Consider the following 17,729-nt stretch of genomic DNA (forward strand, 5'->3'; position numbering starts at 1 on the left):
AAACAAGGAGACTGGCAATGAAACAGTGGATGGCGGCGCTCGCGGTGGCGCTGACGGCAACCACGGTGGCAGGCGTCGCGCATGCTGGCGACTGGACGGGCAAGGAGATTCGCCTCGCGGTCGATCCCACGTATCCGCCGCTCGAATACAAGAAGCCCGACGGCACGCTGACCGGCTTCGGGATCGACATCACGAACGCGATGTGCGCGGAGCTGCATGCGCGCTGCGTGTGGGTCGAGTCGAGTTTCGACGGGATGATTCCGGGGCTGCTCGCGCGCAAGTTCGACGTGATCGCGTCGTCGATGACGATCACGCCGAAGCGGATGGAGCAGATCGCGTTCACCAACCGGATCTCGAATGCGCCGGCGCGGCTGATCGCGCGCAAGGGTTCGCCGCTGCTGCCGACGGCCGCGTCGCTGAAGGGCAAGCGGGTCGGCGTCGAGCAGGGTTCCGCGCAGGCCGACTATGCGATCGCGAACTGGCAACCGGCGGGCGTGCAGATCGAGTCGTACCAGAACCAGGATCAGGTCTATGCCGATCTCGTGACCGGGCGGCTCGACGCGGCGTTCCAGGCATCGATCGCTGCGAGCGACGGCTTCCTGAAGAAGCCGCAGGGCAAGGATTTCATGTTCGCCGGCGCGGCGATCGACGACGCGAAGTATTTCGGGCAGGGCGATGGCCTCGGGCTGCGCAAGCAGGACACCGACCTGCGCGACGCATTCAACCGCGCGCTGGCGACGATCCTCGCGAACGGCACGTATCAGCGGATCAACCGCAAGTACTTCGACTTCGACATCTACGGCACGAAGTAAGCCGCGCCGACCCGTATCGAGCGGGTAGCGACCATCATATAAATAAGGAAAACGAATGAACTGGAGATTGTTTTTCGTCGTGATGCCGGCACTTTGTGCTGCGCCGGCCTTCGCGCAGAGCAGCGTCACACTGTACGGGCTGATCGACGCGGGCATCGACTACACGAACAACGTCCGGGGCCACGGCGCATGGCAGATGGCGAGCGGCTTCGCGCAGGGCAGCCGCTGGGGTCTCAAAGGGTCCGAGGATCTCGGCGGCGGCTACAGCGCGCTGTTCCAGATCGAGAACGGCTTCAACGTGAACAGCGGCACGCTCGCGCAGGGCGGCCGCATGTTCGGGCGGCAGGCTTACGTCGGGCTCGGCAGCACGCGCTTCGGCACGCTGACGCTCGGCCGGCAATATGACTCGGTCGTCGACTATCTCGCGCCGACGACCGCGAATGGCAACTGGGGGGTCTATCCGTTCTCGCATCCGCTCGACAACGACAATACCGGCAATACGTTTCGCGTGAACAACACGGTCAAGTACGCGAGCCCGGATTTTTCCGGCTTCTCGTTCGGCGGCACGTACAGCTTCAGCAATGACACCGGGTTCGCGAACAACCGGCAGTGGAGCGTCGGCGCGCAGTACGAGCGGGGCGGCCTGCTCGTCGGCGCGGCGTTCCTGAATGCGGACAACCCGGGCGCGACGGCCGGCGGCGCGATCGCGGGCTCGGGGTTGGTCGGCGCGGATGCGAACTTCGCGTCGGCGCGGCTGCGGATCTTCGGGGCGGGCGTCAACTACACGGCAGGGCCTGCGACCGTCGGGTTTGCCTATACGAACAGCAACGTCACTCGGCCAACCGCGAACGTCGGCTACCTGTTCGGCGACGAGACGATCGAACCGGTGACGGGGCCGCTCGCGGGTGGCACGGTCACGGCGATCAAGTATCAGAACTTCGAAGTGAACGGAAAATACCAGTTCACGCCGGCGTTCTTCGTGGGCGCGCAGTATGTGTATACGACCGTGCGCTACGACGCGACCACGGGGAGCGCGAAACCGAAGATCCATTCGATCGGGCTGATGGCCGACTACAACCTGTCGAAGCGCACCGACGTCTATCTGATGGGTGCCTGCCAGCGGGTTGCCGGTGACACGACCGGCTCGTCGCTCGACCAGGCATATGTCCCGGGGGCGGCCGATCTGTCGTCGACGTCGAAGCAGTTGATGGTGCATGCGGGGATTCGGCACAAGTTCTGACCGGATCGGGATCGAAGGAGGGGCGGGCGGCCGGCTTGACGTCGCCCGCTCGCGTCATCGACCGATCCCGGCAACGTCAGCGACCATGCGCGGCACGGCAACCGGTTGTGGAGTGGAAGTTGTGAGCGGGGGCGGCCATTCACGCTGAAACCCGAATGCGTGAACGGCTGGCCGGTGCGCGCCGTCGATGCGGCGCGCACCGTGTGTCAATCTCGCGCCATCCCGGCCGATTCCCGCAGCCTCGATGGGAGGCCGGATCGCCGCTGATGTCGATGCAAACAACGCGTGCGTTGCCGACTACCTGGCGACGCGCGTGCGTGCGGACGGTGAGTCTGAGACGGATGGACCGGTTTCGCGCCCGTTACAGCGTTATGCGTTCATTCAGGTGCCGTTCGTGGCGAACCCTGAGCCGTCTGAATGCATGAAGCGAGGCAAAGGAACGTTCGATGAACCCGCGTTTTACCACGGCCACTGTCATGAGGCGAATCGCTTTTTGCAAGCAAGGGCATGATCGGTCTTGCCGCTAATCAAATGCCAATAAATGCCAATCCCGCCATTGCGATGCCAATAGCGGCCACTCCGATTGACAGACCCTGCATCCATGAGCGGCGCGTGAGGATCGTGATCGCCGCAAGTGCGATCGAGATCTGGATGACGGTCGTCGCCTGCGACCACCGATGATGTCGGTGCATCCGCGCCTCGCTCGCCGCGTTGTTCTTCTCGACTTCCGTTTCGAGCGACTCGGCATGTGCCCGGATCGGTTCCTTTTCGGCGCGGTATCGTGCGGCGTCCGTCTCGAACCGCTTCCGCTGCGGCGAGCCGTCGGGGCTCAACGCTGCACCGAGTTCCGCGAGGTTCTGCTTGTTGCCCTTTGCCTGATAGTAGGCCCACTGGTTCGCAGCCTCGGTTTTCCGGATCGCGGCGTCATTCTTGTAGAGCAACGCAAGGCTTTCGTCGGCACCGCTCTGGTAGGCAGATATCGCACCGAAGCAGGCAAGCACGGCCGTCAGCACAGCGATGCGCGACGTACCCTGATCGCGGTCGTGAGCCGCGTGATGTTCCACCGCATGGTCGTGAGGGCCATGAACTTCGTATTCTTCAGACATCGGTGACAAACCCGCAAGAGTTGAATGAATCCATCGCCGGCCGACCGCGCGGACGCTCGATTGCACGTAGGAGTCTGACACAGGTTTGCGCGCTGGCGATGCCTTCACGCGGCGCGCCGACCCGTCGCGTCGCACACGATGTAAGCAAGAGATCCAGATTCTCGTCGAACCGCATCGCGGCTGATGAACCTTACGCGGAGGCTGCCTTCCGCCAGTCAAGGGGGCGCGGGCATTCCGACATCTTCCGTAGGCGTCCCGTGGAGCGCCGATTCTTAAAGCGATTCATGGGTGACGATATGCTTCCGTCGCCGTCCCGCCCGGTTGGATCCCGATAATATCGGCGCGAGACTCAGCGTCTGCCGGGCTGCAGAATTCCGCCGCATGTCACGTAGTCGCGTCGTTGATTTTTGGCAGCCAGGCAAACGCGATCGTCACCAGCGTCACGCCCACGATCAGCATGGGCACCACCATTGGCCACGCGCCCAGTTGATAGCGCGGATCGGTGAAAACCGCTGCCGTCTGTCCCACGCTGAAAGCGAAGAACATCATGATGAAGCCAGACCAGGATACCGCGCGGCCTGCAAGGTGGGGCAGACCGCTGACCGCTCCTGCCTGCCCGCATGGCTGGTGGATTCCGTGGCCGAGGCAGTACACGCCATGCCCCACGAGCAACGGCCAGATGCTTCCGGGAAGCAGCGCACACCCCAATGCCTGAATCACCGCGCCGGAAAGGCTCAACGTTGCGCCTTGTCGCACCGTTCGCAGCATGCTTTGACGTCGCAGCAACAGGCGGCAGCCGTACGTGCTCAGCACATAGACGAGCGTGCCGCTGGCCGGTATCCAGCCATATCGCTGGGGCGACAGGCCGAGATGCCGGATGTAGATTGCGGGAGAAAGCAATAGGAAGCAGAACATGCCGGTGTACGTCGAGGCGGCCAGCAGCGCCCATAGCCTGAACGTGGCATTGCCGACTATCTCGCGCACCTCCCAGGTCGAGCCCCGGCTCGACGAGATTCCCGAGAAACTCTCCTCGAAGCCGTACCAGCACATGACGAGCAGCCCGAACGCATACAGGCTCATCCCGGCGAGCACCCATCGCCATCCGGCCTGCTGCGTGACATACGCACCGAGAAGCGGCGCGAGGAACGCCATCATCCCCATTCCCATGAAACCGCGGGCCATCACGTACGGACCATCGGCCGCCGAATACCGGTCGCGCACCGTCGCGCGTGCGCATACCAGTATCGCGGCCATTGCAAAGCCCTGCATTGCGCGAGCGACCACCAGCATCGCCGCGCTCGAGGCGAGCGCAGCCGCGAGCGCGGCCACTGCATAGAGCGCAAGACCGCTCAGCAACACGGGGCGGCGGCCGTATCGGTCCGAAAGACTGCCCATCGGCAATTGCCCGATACCGAATATCAACGCGAAAACCGTGAGGCTGACACTGGCGGACCCCAGCGTTGCGGCGATTTCAGGCAGCGCCGGCAGGTAACTGTCGGTCGCCACCGGCTGGGCCGCGAGCAGAAGCGGCAACATGAGCGCGAAGTTCATGCGAGCAGGGCGCGTGGTGTCCGACATGACGGTTTTCGGCACGGTATCAGGCATCGGGTGAAGACAGCGGCAACGCCAGTTCGCTCTGCCACTGAGGGCAAGCAGCAGCAAGCTGGAAATGATGGGCGAAAGGGGCGCCGAACACGACGCCCCGTCGAGCGCTGGCTAGCTGCCGATGGACCCCGGCACGTGTTCGCGCACGATACGATGGCGCGCGATCGCATCGGTGCGCAACCGGTCGTATTCTGCCTTGTCGACCGGTTGCGCGTTCGCTCGCCCGAGATCGTTCATATGGATACGATGTGTCTCGCGTGCGCTCGCGGCTGCGAGCGACGCAATCACGGTGATGCCGAATGCGATCGCACCGACGATCAGCCACACGTGGTGTCCTCCGGGCGGCGCGACCGCCGTGAACAGCGCGGGCAGCATCGCCGTGGCCGCGGTACCCAGATTCTGCGCGATTGCCATCGCCGACACGCGCGTGCGGGTCGGGAAGAGTTCGGGGTAGTAGGCGGGAAATACGGCGTTGTAACCCTGGTACACCACACCCCACATGAGCATCGACATCGCGAATGCGAGTGGCACGTTGCGGATGCTGATCGCATACAGGTAGGCAAACGCGAGCAGGCCGGCCGCCAGCGAGCCGACAATGATCGGCGGCCGGCGTCCGACCTTGTCGGACAGGTTGCCGACGAACGGAATCACGATCATCGCAACGATATTGCCCATCACCGTGATCCAGAGATAGACATCTTTCTGGAATCCGATTCCATACGCCGGCTGAACCGCATAGGCTGCGCCGAAGATCGTGGCGACGACTGGAATCACGTTCATCATCGACATGCAGGCAACGCGCACCATGTCGGGAAAGTGGTGCCTGAAAGCGTCGGCAACGGGCGAGCCGGCTTGCGAACGGTTGCGTACCGCTTCATCGAATGCAGGCGACTCGTCGACCTCGCGGCGAATGATCAAGCCCGCGACGATGACCAGCGCACTCAGCAGGAACGGAATGCGCCAGCCCCAGCTGTCGAACTGCGCGGACGGCATGTAGTAGGCGAGCGGCAGGAACACGGCGGCGGCCAGCACTTGCCCGGCCTGCACGCCCTGCAGTGTGAAGCTGACGAAGTATCCGCGTCGACCGAACGGCGCGTGCTCCAGGATCATCGAGCTCGCGCCGGTGATCTCGCCGGCCACGGCGAAACCTTGCAGCAGGCGAAGCGTCACCAGCAACGCAGGTGCGATCAGCCCGGCTTGCTGATAGGTCGGCAGGAGGCCGACTCCGACGGTCGAGATTCCCATCAGAAACATGCAGAAAAGCAGGACGGTTTTCCGTCCGCGCGTATCGCCGAGATGGCCCAGCACGAACGCGCCGATCGGGCGGGACACATAGCCGACACCGTAAGTGGCCAGCGACGCGATGATGGCTGTCGTGGGGCTGCCGTGCGGAAAGAATATCTGCGGGAAGATCAGCGCCGATGCCGTGGCGTAGATGAAGAAATCGTAGTATTCGAGCACCGAGCCGATCCAGCCGCTGACGGCGGCTTTTCTCGACTGGTGCCTGCCCCGGGGCTCGTCTCGCAAGGTCGTGGTCATCGTCGTCTCCAGATATTGATATGTGTGCCGGGCAACGCGGGTGGTGCGGGGAGTCGTCACTGCCCGATGTATCGACTCCGTTGTGTGACCTGACCGAGGCCCATCGATACGACGCACGGCGAACAACCGCGGTGCGCAGGGCTGTGTACGCGGGAACGGTTGCGCATGTGCGTGGGGCCCGCATCGGCAGCCGATGCGGGCATCGGCTTATGCCTCGCGGAGCGCCGAGACCGCGGCCCGCAGCGCCAGCAGATAGCTTTCGACACCGAAACCGCAAATTTGCCCGCTGACGATCTCGGCCAGGACGGAGTGATGCCGGAACGGCTCGCGTGCATGGATGTTGGACATGTGCAGTTCGACGATCGGGCACGTGAGGATGGCAAGGGCATCGCGAATGCCGTAGCTGTAGTGCGTCCATGCGCCCGCGTTGATCAGCACCGCATCCTGGCCTTCCTCGAAGGCGCGATGAATGCGCTCGCACATCGCGCCTTCGCTGTTCGTCTGGAACGCGTCCACCTGTACACCCAGTTCCTCCGCCAGCGCCTGCAGCCGTGCATCGATCTGCGCGAGCGTGATCGTCCCGTACTGCGCCGGGTCGCGCTTGCCGAACATGTTGTGGTTGATGCCGTGCAGCATCAGGATCTTCTTCATGCGAATCTCCACTGCGTGTTCAATCAAAGGGCACGGCCAGCCGATCGATCACCGAAGGGGTCTCGGGACGCACGCCGCGCCACCACGCGAACGCCTCGGCCGCCTGTTCGACCAGCATGCCGACGCCGTCCGCGATCCCGTGTACGCCAGCGTTTTTCGCGAGCCGCAGAAACGGCGTCAGACGCTTGCCGTATGCCAGTTCGTAGGCCGTGCCGGTCGGACTGAACACGCTCGGCGGCACCGGCGGCAAGTCGCCGGTCAGGCTGGCCGATGTCGCATTGACGACCAGGTCGAAACGCCCCATCCGTGAAAGATCGGCGTAGCCGCCGGCGACGAGCGGACCGCGTCCGGCAACCTGCGCGGCCAGTGCGTGCGCCTTGTCGACGTCGCGATTCGCGATGACCAGCTCAGCCGGTCCGGCTTCGAGGAACGGCAAGAGCGCGCCGCGTGCCGCACCGCCTGCACCGAGCACCAGGACGCGCTTGCCGGCCATCGGCAGATCGAGGTTCGCTTCGATGTCGCGAACCAGGCCGATGCCGTCGAAGTTGTCCGCCAGAATCCGGCCGTCGTCGAACTTGAGCGCGTTGGCCGCGCCCGCGAGCTGCGCCCGCTCGCTGCGTTCGTCCGACATCGCGAATGCGTCGAGCTTGAACGGCGCAGTGACGTTGATGCCCTTGCCGCCACCCTCGAAAAACGCACGAACCACGTCGGCGAAAGCGCCTGTCGGCTCGACGGGTCCCTCGATGGCCGTATAGGTCATGTCCTGCCGCGCCTCCTGCGCGAAGAGACCGTGAATCAGTGGGGATTTCGTGTGCCCGATCGGATTGCCGATCACCGCGTATTGGTCGGTCATCATTGGCTCGCTTTTGAATAGAGGACGCCGTCGGCCTGCATCGCGTCGATTTCGGCCGAATCGAACCCAAGGGAGCGTGCGACTTCCGCGTTGTGCTGCCCGAGATCGGGCGCGACGTCGCGAATCGTCGTATCGCAACCAGAAAACCGGAACGGCAGGTTCGGCAGGCGCAGCGTGCCGTAGCGCGGATGCTGTTGCTCGACGACCATGCCTCTTGCCTGGATCTGCGGATCGTCCAATACCTCGTCGATGCGTTGCACCTTCGCGCACGGAACGTCGATGCCGTCCAGCAGTTCGAGGACCGACGCGACGGAACGCGCGGCCACCCACGGCTCGACCACCGACAGAATTTCCGCGCGGTGCGCGTTGCGGCCGGTGCTGTCGTGAAACCGTATGTCGGCGCCGAAGTCCGCCGGGCCGCCGTGCGTCGCGATCAGATCGGCGAAGCGTTTCCACGCGTCGTCGACTTGCGCGGCGATCACGAGATCGCCGTCCGCGGCACGGAATACGCCGTAGAGCGTCGAGGTAGGCATGTCGTGTCCGGTCTGCTCGGGCAGCACGCCCTGCAGCGTGTAGCACTGCACCGCATATTCGTGCATCGATACCAGCGTGTCGTACAGCGCCATGTCGATTTGTTGCCCGCGGCCGCTCTTCACGCGCCCCAGCAGCGCGGCGTTGATGGCGGCGACGGCGTGGATGCCGGTGTACATGTCGCCGAGCGAGATGCGCAGCAGCGGTGGCCGTTCGCCCGGCGTGCCTACCATTTGCATGATTCCGCTCTTGGCTTCGGCGATCAGCCCGAAGCCTGCGCGATGCGCATCGGGGCCGGTGTGCCCATACGCCGAAATCGAGCAGTAGACGAGCCCCGGATTGCGCGCCGACAATTCGGCATAGCCGAGCCCGAGCTTGTCCAGTGCACCCGGCCGATAATTCTCGATGAACACGTCGGCGGAGTCGCACAGGCGCTGCATGAATGCCTTGCCGCGCGCGTCCTTCATGTTGACGCTCACGCCGCGCTTGCCCATGTTGAGCTGCAGGAAGTAGCCGCTTTGCTGGTCGTCGAGCACGGTCGCGTGCTGGCGTCCGGCGTCGCCCGATCCGGGACGCTCGACCTTGATGACTTCGGCGCCGAGCGCCGCGAGACAGCGCCCGACATACGGCCCGGCGAGGAAGTGGCTGTAGTCGACGACGCGAATGCCTTCGAGTGGGCGAGCCTGCATCACAGTGCCTCCGGGCGGCGCGGCACCATCAGACGATGCTCGCCGCGTTGAACGACCTGTCCGTCCTGATTGATCAGCTCCGACGGCAGCACGACGATGCCCCAATCCGGGCGACTCTTGCTGGCCCGCATCGAGCCGACGCGGAACTTCACGTGCAGCACGTCGCCGACCTTGATCGGGAGCAGAAAATCCCACGTCCAGCCGAGCGACATGCCAGGCAGAAAGCGATAGTCGCTCTGCGTCTTCAGGCCGTCGGCGATGGACAAGCCGAACAGCCCGTGCGCGACGAGGCACCCGAAATGGCTCGCGTTCGCGTATGCCTCGTCCACATGGACGGGCGTATGGTCGCCGGTGAGGTCGGCGTACGCGAGAATGCGCTCCTTTGTCACGGTGTAGCTCGGGCTCGTGCACGTGTCACCCTCGCGGGCGTCGTCCCAGTATTTCTCGACGATCGTCATGGTCACGCCTCCGCGCGCGGGTTGATGGCCAGCGCCTGCGCGACGCAGGAAGCTGGTCTGGCCTGGATCAGTTCGACGGCAAGCCCGTCGGGCAGGCGAAGCCAGTTCCGCCCCTGTGGCATTTCCGTCACACCGAACCGTTGCGCCGCGGCCAGCGCGGCTTCCAGGTCTTCGCACATCACGCCGAGATGGGCGAGCCGGCCTTCCGGACCATCGTGTTCCGGCGCGTGGATGAGCTGCATGCCGCCGAGCGTCCAGTACTGCCGCGGCGCGTCGAGCGTGCCGTCCACTTCGCGCAGGGTCATGCCGAGCACGTCCTCGAAGAAGCGGATGTGCCAGCGGATGTCCTTCACCCAGATCGCAACGTGTTCGAGATAGGCTTTCGTGGCATTCATGCGGCGGCCTCCTGCCGTTGGCGGTCGGCCATCGCGCGCTCCAGTCCCTTGATGCAGGCGACGAGCGTCGCATTGACCGGGGTCGGTACGCCGTAGCGCTGTCCCCAGCGCACGACCGAACCATTGATGAAGTCGATCTCGGTGATCGAGCCCTTCTCCAGGCTTTGCAGCATCGACGTCTTGAAGGACGCGGGCAGCCCCTCGGCGGCGAGCGTCCAGGCCTGTTCGGGATCGGTCATCGACAGCTTGACGCCGGCTGCCTGCGCCGCCGCGATTGCCTCGGCCACGGCCGCGAGCGACGTCGCCTTCAGCAGCGGCTCGTCGTAAAGCTGCCCGTAGGTGAGGCCGGTCAGCCCCGTCAGCGCGCCCGTCGCGACGTTCACCAGCAGCTTGTCCCACATCGTGCCGACGATGTTGTCGCTGATCGTCGTGGCGAGGCCGGCGGCATCGAACGCCGCGGCGATCGCCTGCACGCGCGGTGTGATGCGCCCGTCGAGTTCGCCGATATAGGTGTACTTGCCGATCACGCCGGATTCGATATGACCCGCGCCGCGCAGCACGCCGCCGACGTAGGTCTTGCCCGCGAGGACGCGCTCGCGGCCGACGACGTCGATCAGGATGTCCTCGTGTCCGAGGCCGTTCTGCAGCGACAGCACCGTGGTATCCGGCCCCACCAGCGATTGGGCGCCGCGGATGGCCGCGTCGGTGTGGAACGACTTGACCAGCACCACCACCAGGTCGGCCACGCCGACATCGGCAGCCTGGGTCGTCGCGTGGACGCGTACGTGGCGGGTGCCCCCGGCGTCGTCGACGCGCAGGCCGTCACGGCGCATCGCATCGACGTGTGCAGGCGAGCGGTCGATCAGCCAGGTCTCGTGGCCGCCTTGGGTAAGAGTGGCGCCGATCGCGCAGCCCAGTGCGCCCGCGCCCAGAATTGCTATTTTCAATGGTGTCTCCTTGACGTATGGCATCACGATAGGAGCCGCCGCTCATGCCGACAATGCAATGGATACAATGGTGTCATTGCCATGGACAATAACGCCACGATGCCTGCCGACCTGCCCGACCTGAAGCTGCTTCAGCTTTTCGATCTCCTGTACGACGTGCGCAGCGTCACGCGCGTCGCCGAGCAACTGGGCCAGAGCCAGCCGACGGTCAGCATCTGGCTCGGACACTTGCGGGAACATCTGCACGATCCGCTCTTCATCCGGACACCCGGCGGCATGGCGCCGACACCGCAAGCCGACGCGCTGATCGGGCCATGCCGGGAAATTCTCGAATCCCTGCGGCGCTTCACCGCGTGGGAGATTGCGTTCGATCCCGCGACGGCCCAGCGACGGTTTCGCATCTGCATGACCGACGCGAGCCACATCACGCTGCTCCCGCGGCTGCTGGCCCATGTCCGGGCGCAGGCGCCCGGCGTCCGGCTGGAGGCCGCCCGGATCGACGGCAATACGGAGCGCGCGCTCGAATCCGGCGAAGCCGATCTTGCGATCGGCTACGTGCCATGGCTGGGCGGCGGCATTTACCAGCAGAAGCTGTACGACCAGGACTGGGTCTGCCTGGCCAACCGGCATCATCCGAGGATTCGCGGCCGCCTCGGGGCAAGACAGTATCGATCGGAAGGACATGTCGCCATAACGGCGGGGACGGGCGCGCAACTCCTCGAGCAGGCGCTGCGACAGGCGCGCATCGAGCGCGATGTCGTGCTGGAGTTGCCGGGTTTTCTGGGTTTGGGGGCGATCGTTCAGACGACCGACCTGATTACGACGCTACCCCGTCATATCGGCCAGACACTGGCTCAGGCGAGCGATCTGGCAGTTCATGCGTGTCCGATTCCGGTCGACGGGTTTGCCGTGCGGCAGCATTGGCATGCACGCTATCACCACGAGGCCGGCAATCGATGGCTGCGCGGCGTCGTGATTCAACTTTTCGGCGCATCGCATTGACCCGCGGCTTTGGCGCGTGCGACAGACGCCGGACTTCCCGCGTCGCCGACCTCCGGCGAACGGCAGGCGCGGATTCGAACTTGCGGGGCTCGAATGACGTATGCCACCGGCATGCAAGGCCCGCCTGCACGCATGCGACCGAACCCGCCGCGCGTTTGATTGGATGAAAAACATCCTGTAATCGGTGTTTTTCGATGTTTGACGGCGGTAGACAACGCGGTTGAGATTTTTTTAGTCGCATCGAGGCGATATGATTTCTCCAGCCCCAACATCGGTCGGCAAATCCATGAAGCGCGTCAGCATTGCAGTGACGCGGCCCCGCAAGCACGAGAGAGTTGTATGCCGGACACGCCATTCGTCATCGTTGAACACGCCCGCAGGCGGACCGCTCAAGTTCGGGCCGGCGACGTTCCCGCCGCCTTGCAGGATGGTCCCAAGTGGGTGTGCAGGATCGTCCCGGATCACGAACGGATGTCCCGCGAAGGGCACCGGTCGATGGCAAGCACGGCTGAAATGCTCGGCCGATTGAAGCCTGCGAACGTCGTGTTGACGGACTCTGTCCCGAGCGCCGGCGGCTGGCTGGCGCGTTCTTCGACCGACGGGGTTGGCCGGTGTCGTGCCTATGCGCATCTCGGCGTGGATCGGGTCCTCGAGATGGTCGGAATGCCGGGTGTCGGCCCCTGGCTCGACGAGCACGACACCTGGTGGCCCGGCGCGTACGAATTGCCGCTGCTCGAGCAGTTGTCCGCGACCGAGTCGCCGCTGCGTGACCTGCTCGGTGCGGCTGCACAGGCCCATCTGCTGATGAGCCTGACCGAAGTCGACGGCACCGCGCTCGTGACCGAATCGGACGATGGCATCGAACGTCCGTTCCGTATTCCCGCAGGTGTCGATACGATCCATTTCGCACCGGTACGCGTCTTCGGGCCGGCGGCGCATTGGCGCGAAACGCTTGTCACCGCATTCGACCGTGTCCGGCATCTGGTCGGGCTCAGATCGGCCCGACCTTTCTATCTTTGACGCAAGCCCCGTTCTCCGACAGGCCACGCAATGACCGACGCACTCGACTCCTTCGACCGCAAGATCCTGAATATCGTCCAGCGCGACTGCACCGCGACAGCGGATGCCATCGCCGAACGGATCGGTCTGTCCACGTCGGCCGTGCAGAAGCGGCTGAAGCGCATGCGCACCGAGAAGATCATTTCCGCGGAAATCGCGGTGGTCGATCGCGCGGCGGTCGGCAGGCCGATGACGTTCATCGCGGCGATCGAGATAGAACGCGAAAACTACGAGACGGTCGCCAGGTTCCGCGAGTGGTCGAAGGCACATGACGAAATCCAGCAGATCTACTACGTGACCGGATCCGTCGACCTGATTGCGATCATCACCGCGCACGACGTCGAGGCGTACGACCGGCTGTCCGCGCGGATCATGCAGAGCAATCCGATGATCCGCCGGATCAACACGAACGTCGTGCTGAGCGCGGTCAAGGTCGGGCTGTTCGTGCCGGTCGACAAGGACGGCGACGACGGATTGCCGGGCACCTGACGTGCTTGCTTCGCGCGGGGACGGGCGATCCGCCCGTCCCGCATGACAAACCGCAACGGGTGACGGCTTGAATCGGGCGAAACGCATAATTTGAAAATCGATTCGCATCACTAACCTGTGTCCTGTAGTCAATGAACAGGAGATGATCGAGATGGAACTCAAACTGGCACTGGTCGGTTTCGGCGGAGTCAATCAGGGACTGGTCGAACTGCTCAGGAAGAAGCGCGCGATGCTTGGTGCGGCGGGACTCGACGTGTCGGTGACGATGGTCGCCGACCTGCGGCTCGGGATCGCGACGAATCCCCGCGGCATCGCGCTGGACGTCCTCGACGACACCGCTCGGCGGGGCGTCGATGCCGAAGCGCTGCGTCGCGATCCCGGCACGCTGGTGTCGCCGGACGTCGGCCTCGGTGCCATGCTGAAGGCCATCGCGTCGGATCACGTGGACGTCGTCATCGAGGCGACCTTCACCGACCCGAACACCGGTGAGCCTGCGCTGTCGCATTGCCGTACCGCGCTCGAATGCGGCAAGCACGTGATCACGACCAACAAGGGGCCGATCGCCCTCGCGCAGCCGGCACTGGCGCGGATCGCCGCGCAGTCGGGCGCATGTGTGATGTACGAGGGCACGGTGATGAGCGGCACGCCGGTGCTGCGGCAGCTCGCGACGTCGCTGCGCGGCTGCGACATCAACGGCTTCGCCGGCATCCTGAATGGTACGTCGAATTACGTGCTCGGCGAGGTCGAGGCCGGCGCGAGCTTCGAGGCGGCGATCCGGGATGCGCAGCAGCGCGGCTATGCGGAGGCGAACCCGGCGGCCGACGTCAACGGTTCGGACGTACAGCTGAAAGTCGTCATTCTCGCGAACGCGCTGTGGAATGCCGGCCTCAAGCGTGGCGACGTGACGTGCCGCGGCATCGTGGAATTGACCGAGGACGACGTGCGCGCGGCGGCGGCGCAGCGCATGTCGTGGCGGCTGATCGGCTCTGCCACCCGCCATCCGGACGGCACAGTCACCGCGAGCGTCGAGCCGCGCAAGCTGCCGGCCGGCCATCCGCTGCTTGCCGCGAGCGGCGTGACGAACGCGATCACGTTCGACACCGACGTGCTCGGCGAGGTGACGATCAGCGGGCCCGGCGCGGGGCGCGAGGAAACGGCGTTTGCGATCCTCTCCGATCTGATCGAGCTGGCGGACAGGATTGGCGCAGCCTCGCACGAGGTGGCCGCATGAGCGCGCGCGATGCGGTGATGAGCGACTGCACGGGCGCCGGCGTAGCCGATGTCCGTTCGCCGTATGACGGCTCGACCGTCGGTCAGGTTCGTCTGTCGCGTGCCGACGCGGCGCCGGCCCTGGTCGAGCGCGCGCTCGACGGCGCGCGCGCGGCCGCCGCCATGCCGCGCAGCCGGCGGGCCGACATCCTGTTTCGCGCAGCCGCGAGCGTGGAGGCACAAGCGGAGACATTCGCACGCACGATCGCGCTCGAAGCGGGCAAGCCGCTGCGGCAGGCCCGCAAGGAAGTCGCGCGTTGCGTGAACACGCTGCGCCTGTCGGGGGAGGAAGCGAAGCGGCTCAACGGCGAGACGATCCCGTTCGACGGGTATCCCGGCTCCGAGGATCGCAGCGGCTACTACACGCTGGAGCCGCTGGGCGTGATTCTCGCGATCACACCGTTCAACGACCCACTGAACCTCGTTGCACACAAGCTCGGACCGGCGATCGCGACCGGCAATGCGGTCATCCTGAAGCCGTCGTTGCTCGCGCCGCTGTCTGCACAAGCGCTCGTCGAGGTCCTGTGGGAAGCCGGTGCGCCGCGCGATGCGCTGCAGATCGTGCACGGCGGCGCGGATATCGCGTCCGCTCTGGTACGCGATCGGCGGATCCGCATGGTGACCTTTACGGGCGGCCCGCAGACCGGCGAAGCCATCACGCGCGATGCGGGGCTCAAGAAGGTCGCGATGGACCTGGGTGGAAATGCGCCGGTGATCGTCATGGCCGACTGCGATCTGAAGGATGCCGCCGAATCCTGCGTGTCGGGCGCGTTCTGGGCAGCCGGACAGAACTGCATCGGCACGCAGCGCATCTTCGTCGCCGAGGCCGCGTACGAGCCGTTCATCCGGTATTTCGTCGAACTGACCGACAGGATGGTCGTCGGCGATCCGCTGGACGAGGCAACCGACATGGGTCCGATGATCGGGGAGGAACACGCGAGCCGCATCGAACGCTGGGTCGACGAAGCAGTGTCGCGGGGTGCGAAGGTGCTGGCCGGCCACCGTCGGCGCGGGGCGCTGTATGAGCCGACGGTACTCGCGGATGTGCCGCATGACGCGCGTGTATGGACCGACGAGGTATTCGCACCGGTCGTGACGATCGAGAAATTCGCCGACCTGCAGCAGGCGTTGGACGCGGCCAACGCGTCGGAGAGCTGCCTGCATGCAGGCGTGTTCACCAACCGCCTGGAAGTGGCGCTCGGCGCGGCCGAGCGCCTGCAGGCAGGCGGCGTGATGATCAACGATTCGTCCGATTACCGCTTCGACGGCATGCCGTTCGGCGGATTCAAGCATGGGTCGCTGGGCCGCGAAGGCGTTCGGTTCGCGATGACGGAAATGACGCAGCCGAAGGTGGTCTGCTTCAGGCGCAACCGGCGGCTGTCGAGCTGATGCGCCGCGCCGGCACCTGGCGGGCCGGCGCGGCGCGAACCGGAGCGGAGCGGTGTGGTGAGCAACGTATCGAGGAAGGAGTCGAGGATGCCAGCAGCAATTCCTGCATGCAAGCCGGCGGCGGACGCGCTGGTGGTCGAGGATATTCACAAGTCGTTCGGCGGTGTCGAGGTGCTGAAGGGCATCTCGCTGACCGCGAGAAATCACGAGGTCGTGTCGATCCTCGGCAGCAGCGGGTCGGGCAAGAGTACGTTCCTCAGGTGCATCAACTTGCTGGAATTGCCCGACCACGGCCGGATCTGCGTGAACGGCGAAACGCTCGCGCTGAAGCCGGCGGGCCGCGACGGCGCGCTCGTCGCGGCCGACGCGCGGCAGGTGATGCGCGTGCGCCGCAAGCTCGCGATGGTGTTCCAGCAGTTCAATCTCTGGGCGCACATGACCGTGCTGCAGAACGTGATGTTCGTGCCGGTGCGCGTGCTCGGTGTGCCGAAGCGCGACGCACGCGACAAGGCGGTTGCGATGCTCGAACGGGTCGGCCTCGCCGGCAAGTGCGACCACTATCCGAACCAGCTCTCGGGCGGCCAGCAGCAGCGCGTCGCGATTGCACGTGCGCTCGCGACCGATCCCGACGTGATGCTGTTCGACGAGCCGACGTCCGCGCTCGATCCCGAGCTGGTCGGCGAAGTGTTGAAAGTGATGCGCTCGTTGGCCGAGGAGGGCCGCACGATGCTCGTCGTCACGCATGAAATGGGATTCGCGCGTGAAGTCGCGAACCGCGTCGTGTTCGTCCACCAGGGACGAATCGAGGAAGACGGCAGTCCCGATGAGGTGTTCGCGAGCCAGAAGTCGCCGCGTTTCCAGAAGTTTCTGTCCAGCATCATCTGATGCGGATTCAATGCAACCGGAGGGGAAATCATGAAGAAGCTGCTTCAGTCACTGTGCGTGGGTGCGGCATTGCTCGGATCGATCGCGCATGCCGAGCAGGTCGTTCGGATCGGCACGCTCGCCGATTACGCGCCGTTCGAATACAAGGATGCATCCGGCAAGCTGCAGGGCATGGAGATCGACATCGGCAAGAAGATGTGCGACACGATGAAGATCAAGTGCCAGTGGGTGACGATGGATTTCGATGCGCTGATTCCGGCGCTCAAGGCGAAGCAGATCGATGCCGTACTCGCGCAAATGTCGAAGACGCCGGAGCGCGAGCAGTCGGTGGACTTCACGCGCATTTTCACGACGGCACCCGTGCAGCTCGTCGCGAAGCAGGGATCGGGCATCACGGACAACGCCGCCACGCTGCGCGGCAAGACGATCGGCGTTCAGACGGCGTCGACGCACGAATCCTATCTGCGCCGCCGCCTGCCGGCGAGCAAGTCGGGGATCAACGTGAAGGTCTATCAGACGCTCGACGAGGCCTGGCTCGATCTCGAGGCCGGGCGCGTCGATGCAGTATTTGCCGACAACACGGTCGCGTACGACTGGCTGACGAAGGCCGGCAGGAAGGAAGGATTCGACTTCGTCGGCAAGCCGATCGCCGATGCGGAGATCTTCGGCGACGGTACGGCGATCGCGGTACGCAAGGGTGATGCGCCGCTGAAGGCGTTGTTCGACAAGAGCATTGCGCAGGTGCAGGCGGACGGGACGTTCGCCGCGGCCAACAAGCGCTATTTCCCGTTCAGCATCGCGCCGCAATAA

At 64.9% G+C, this 17,729-nt stretch carries 19 protein-coding genes; 10 read left to right on the forward strand and 9 right to left on the reverse strand.

Annotated elements, in window-relative coordinates; translation table 11 throughout:
• The first annotated feature begins 17 nt into the window (after positions 1–17).
• From ACV22W_RS06110 to ACV22W_RS06120, 3 genes are all read left to right on the forward strand, one after another.
• Positions 18–812: an ABC transporter substrate-binding protein gene (locus ACV22W_RS06110; RefSeq protein ID WP_448018348.1), complete on the forward strand. Its 795-nt coding sequence runs from the start codon at positions 18–20 to the stop codon at positions 810–812.
• A 55-nt stretch (positions 813–867) separates the two neighbouring features.
• A complete protein-coding gene (locus ACV22W_RS06115) occupies positions 868–2,052 on the forward strand; it encodes a porin (RefSeq protein WP_448018349.1) in 1,185 nt (394 codons plus the stop codon).
• A 244-nt stretch (positions 2,053–2,296) separates the two neighbouring features.
• Positions 2,297–2,563: a hypothetical protein gene (locus ACV22W_RS06120; RefSeq protein ID WP_448018350.1), complete on the forward strand. Its 267-nt coding sequence runs from the start codon at positions 2,297–2,299 to the stop codon at positions 2,561–2,563.
• A 16-nt stretch (positions 2,564–2,579) separates the two neighbouring features.
• Here ACV22W_RS06120 and ACV22W_RS06125 read toward each other — a convergent pair whose 3' ends face one another.
• The 9 genes from ACV22W_RS06125 to ACV22W_RS06165 all read right to left on the reverse strand — a co-directional run bounded on the left by ACV22W_RS06125 (position 2,580) and on the right by ACV22W_RS06165 (position 10,826).
• Positions 2,580–3,158, reverse strand: coding sequence for a DUF4337 domain-containing protein (locus ACV22W_RS06125; protein ID WP_448018351.1), 579 nt, complete (start codon positions 3,156–3,158; stop codon positions 2,580–2,582).
• Between the two features lie 384 nt (positions 3,159–3,542).
• Positions 3,543–4,736: an MFS transporter gene (locus tag ACV22W_RS06130; protein WP_448018352.1), complete on the reverse strand. Its 1,194-nt coding sequence runs from the start codon at positions 4,734–4,736 to the stop codon at positions 3,543–3,545.
• A 138-nt stretch (positions 4,737–4,874) separates the two neighbouring features.
• Positions 4,875–6,302 (reverse strand): MFS transporter, encoded by a 1,428-nt coding sequence (locus tag ACV22W_RS06135; RefSeq protein WP_448018440.1) that lies wholly within the window; start codon positions 6,300–6,302, stop codon positions 4,875–4,877.
• A gap of 207 nt (positions 6,303–6,509) precedes the next feature.
• Positions 6,510–6,953: a type II 3-dehydroquinate dehydratase gene (gene aroQ, locus ACV22W_RS06140; protein WP_448018353.1), complete on the reverse strand. Its 444-nt coding sequence runs from the start codon at positions 6,951–6,953 to the stop codon at positions 6,510–6,512.
• Positions 6,954–6,972: 19 nt separating this feature from the next.
• Positions 6,973–7,806 carry a shikimate dehydrogenase gene (aroE, locus tag ACV22W_RS06145; RefSeq protein ID WP_448018354.1) on the reverse strand — a complete coding sequence of 278 codons (834 nt, stop codon included), beginning with the start codon at positions 7,804–7,806 and terminating at the stop codon, positions 6,973–6,975.
• Complete coding sequence (locus ACV22W_RS06150; RefSeq protein ID WP_448018355.1) at positions 7,806–9,026, reverse strand: CaiB/BaiF CoA transferase family protein; 1,221 nt, start codon at positions 9,024–9,026, stop codon at positions 7,806–7,808. Before ACV22W_RS06150 ends, aroE begins: the two co-directional genes overlap by 1 nt.
• Complete coding sequence (locus tag ACV22W_RS06155) at positions 9,026–9,484, reverse strand: MaoC family dehydratase (RefSeq protein ID WP_448018356.1); 459 nt, start codon at positions 9,482–9,484, stop codon at positions 9,026–9,028. Before ACV22W_RS06155 ends, ACV22W_RS06150 begins: the two co-directional genes overlap by 1 nt.
• A 2-nt stretch (positions 9,485–9,486) precedes the next feature.
• Entirely contained in the window at positions 9,487–9,879 is a 393-nt protein-coding gene (locus tag ACV22W_RS06160; protein WP_448018357.1) for a VOC family protein, read from the reverse strand.
• The gene (locus ACV22W_RS06165; RefSeq protein WP_124489184.1) at positions 9,876–10,826 is read right to left on the reverse strand and encodes a ketopantoate reductase family protein; all 951 of its coding nucleotides are present in this window, start codon (positions 10,824–10,826) and stop codon (positions 9,876–9,878) included. The genes ACV22W_RS06160 and ACV22W_RS06165 overlap by 4 nt, the downstream gene beginning before the upstream one ends.
• An 81-nt stretch (positions 10,827–10,907) precedes the next feature.
• Between ACV22W_RS06165 and ACV22W_RS06170 the strand changes: the two genes are divergently transcribed.
• From ACV22W_RS06170 to ACV22W_RS06200, 7 genes are all read left to right on the forward strand, one after another.
• Positions 10,908–11,828 (forward strand): LysR family transcriptional regulator, encoded by a 921-nt coding sequence (locus tag ACV22W_RS06170; RefSeq protein ID WP_124668312.1) that lies wholly within the window; start codon positions 10,908–10,910, stop codon positions 11,826–11,828.
• Between the two features lie 339 nt (positions 11,829–12,167).
• Positions 12,168–12,848 (forward strand): hypothetical protein, encoded by a 681-nt coding sequence (locus ACV22W_RS06175; RefSeq protein ID WP_448018358.1) that lies wholly within the window; start codon positions 12,168–12,170, stop codon positions 12,846–12,848.
• A 30-nt stretch (positions 12,849–12,878) separates the two neighbouring features.
• Positions 12,879–13,376: an Lrp/AsnC family transcriptional regulator gene (locus tag ACV22W_RS06180; protein WP_448018359.1), complete on the forward strand. Its 498-nt coding sequence runs from the start codon at positions 12,879–12,881 to the stop codon at positions 13,374–13,376.
• A gap of 151 nt (positions 13,377–13,527) precedes the next feature.
• Positions 13,528–14,607: a homoserine dehydrogenase gene (locus tag ACV22W_RS06185; RefSeq protein WP_448018360.1), complete on the forward strand. Its 1,080-nt coding sequence runs from the start codon at positions 13,528–13,530 to the stop codon at positions 14,605–14,607.
• Entirely contained in the window at positions 14,604–16,034 is a 1,431-nt protein-coding gene (locus ACV22W_RS06190) for an aldehyde dehydrogenase family protein (protein ID WP_448018361.1), read from the forward strand. The genes ACV22W_RS06185 and ACV22W_RS06190 overlap by 4 nt, the downstream gene beginning before the upstream one ends.
• Positions 16,035–16,121: 87 nt before the next feature.
• Positions 16,122–16,919: an ABC transporter ATP-binding protein gene (locus ACV22W_RS06195; RefSeq protein ID WP_448018362.1), complete on the forward strand. Its 798-nt coding sequence runs from the start codon at positions 16,122–16,124 to the stop codon at positions 16,917–16,919.
• A 30-nt stretch (positions 16,920–16,949) separates the two neighbouring features.
• On the forward strand, positions 16,950–17,729 hold the full coding sequence (locus ACV22W_RS06200; protein ID WP_448018363.1) for a transporter substrate-binding domain-containing protein: 780 nt from the start codon (positions 16,950–16,952) through the stop codon (positions 17,727–17,729).

It is taken from the genome of Burkholderia sp. AW49-1 (assembly GCF_053427845.1).

What these genes read in the sequence shown, in the direction of transcription:
- aroE (WP_448018354.1), bottom strand. Translation starts at nt 7,806, where the DNA reads ATGACCGACCAATACGCGGTGATCGGCAATCCGATCGGGCACACGAAA.
- ACV22W_RS06115 (WP_448018349.1), top strand. Translation starts at nt 868, where the DNA reads ATGAACTGGAGATTGTTTTTCGTCGTGATGCCGGCACTTTGTGCTGCG.
- ACV22W_RS06135 (WP_448018440.1), bottom strand. Translation starts at nt 6,302, where the DNA reads ATGACCACGACCTTGCGAGACGAGCCCCGGGGCAGGCACCAGTCGAGA.
- ACV22W_RS06160 (WP_448018357.1), bottom strand. Translation starts at nt 9,879, where the DNA reads ATGAATGCCACGAAAGCCTATCTCGAACACGTTGCGATCTGGGTGAAG.
- ACV22W_RS06120 (WP_448018350.1), top strand. Translation starts at nt 2,297, where the DNA reads ATGGGAGGCCGGATCGCCGCTGATGTCGATGCAAACAACGCGTGCGTT.
- ACV22W_RS06125 (WP_448018351.1), bottom strand. Translation starts at nt 3,158, where the DNA reads ATGTCTGAAGAATACGAAGTTCATGGCCCTCACGACCATGCGGTGGAA.
- ACV22W_RS06170 (WP_124668312.1), top strand. Translation starts at nt 10,908, where the DNA reads ATGGACAATAACGCCACGATGCCTGCCGACCTGCCCGACCTGAAGCTG.
- ACV22W_RS06150 (WP_448018355.1), bottom strand. Translation starts at nt 9,026, where the DNA reads ATGCAGGCTCGCCCACTCGAAGGCATTCGCGTCGTCGACTACAGCCAC.
- ACV22W_RS06175 (WP_448018358.1), top strand. Translation starts at nt 12,168, where the DNA reads ATGCCGGACACGCCATTCGTCATCGTTGAACACGCCCGCAGGCGGACC.
- ACV22W_RS06155 (WP_448018356.1), bottom strand. Translation starts at nt 9,484, where the DNA reads ATGACGATCGTCGAGAAATACTGGGACGACGCCCGCGAGGGTGACACG.
- ACV22W_RS06185 (WP_448018360.1), top strand. Translation starts at nt 13,528, where the DNA reads ATGGAACTCAAACTGGCACTGGTCGGTTTCGGCGGAGTCAATCAGGGA.
- ACV22W_RS06130 (WP_448018352.1), bottom strand. Translation starts at nt 4,736, where the DNA reads ATGTCGGACACCACGCGCCCTGCTCGCATGAACTTCGCGCTCATGTTG.
- ACV22W_RS06180 (WP_448018359.1), top strand. Translation starts at nt 12,879, where the DNA reads ATGACCGACGCACTCGACTCCTTCGACCGCAAGATCCTGAATATCGTC.
- ACV22W_RS06195 (WP_448018362.1), top strand. Translation starts at nt 16,122, where the DNA reads ATGCCAGCAGCAATTCCTGCATGCAAGCCGGCGGCGGACGCGCTGGTG.
- ACV22W_RS06110 (WP_448018348.1), top strand. Translation starts at nt 18, where the DNA reads ATGAAACAGTGGATGGCGGCGCTCGCGGTGGCGCTGACGGCAACCACG.
- aroQ (WP_448018353.1), bottom strand. Translation starts at nt 6,953, where the DNA reads ATGAAGAAGATCCTGATGCTGCACGGCATCAACCACAACATGTTCGGC.
- ACV22W_RS06200 (WP_448018363.1), top strand. Translation starts at nt 16,950, where the DNA reads ATGAAGAAGCTGCTTCAGTCACTGTGCGTGGGTGCGGCATTGCTCGGA.
- ACV22W_RS06190 (WP_448018361.1), top strand. Translation starts at nt 14,604, where the DNA reads ATGAGCGCGCGCGATGCGGTGATGAGCGACTGCACGGGCGCCGGCGTA.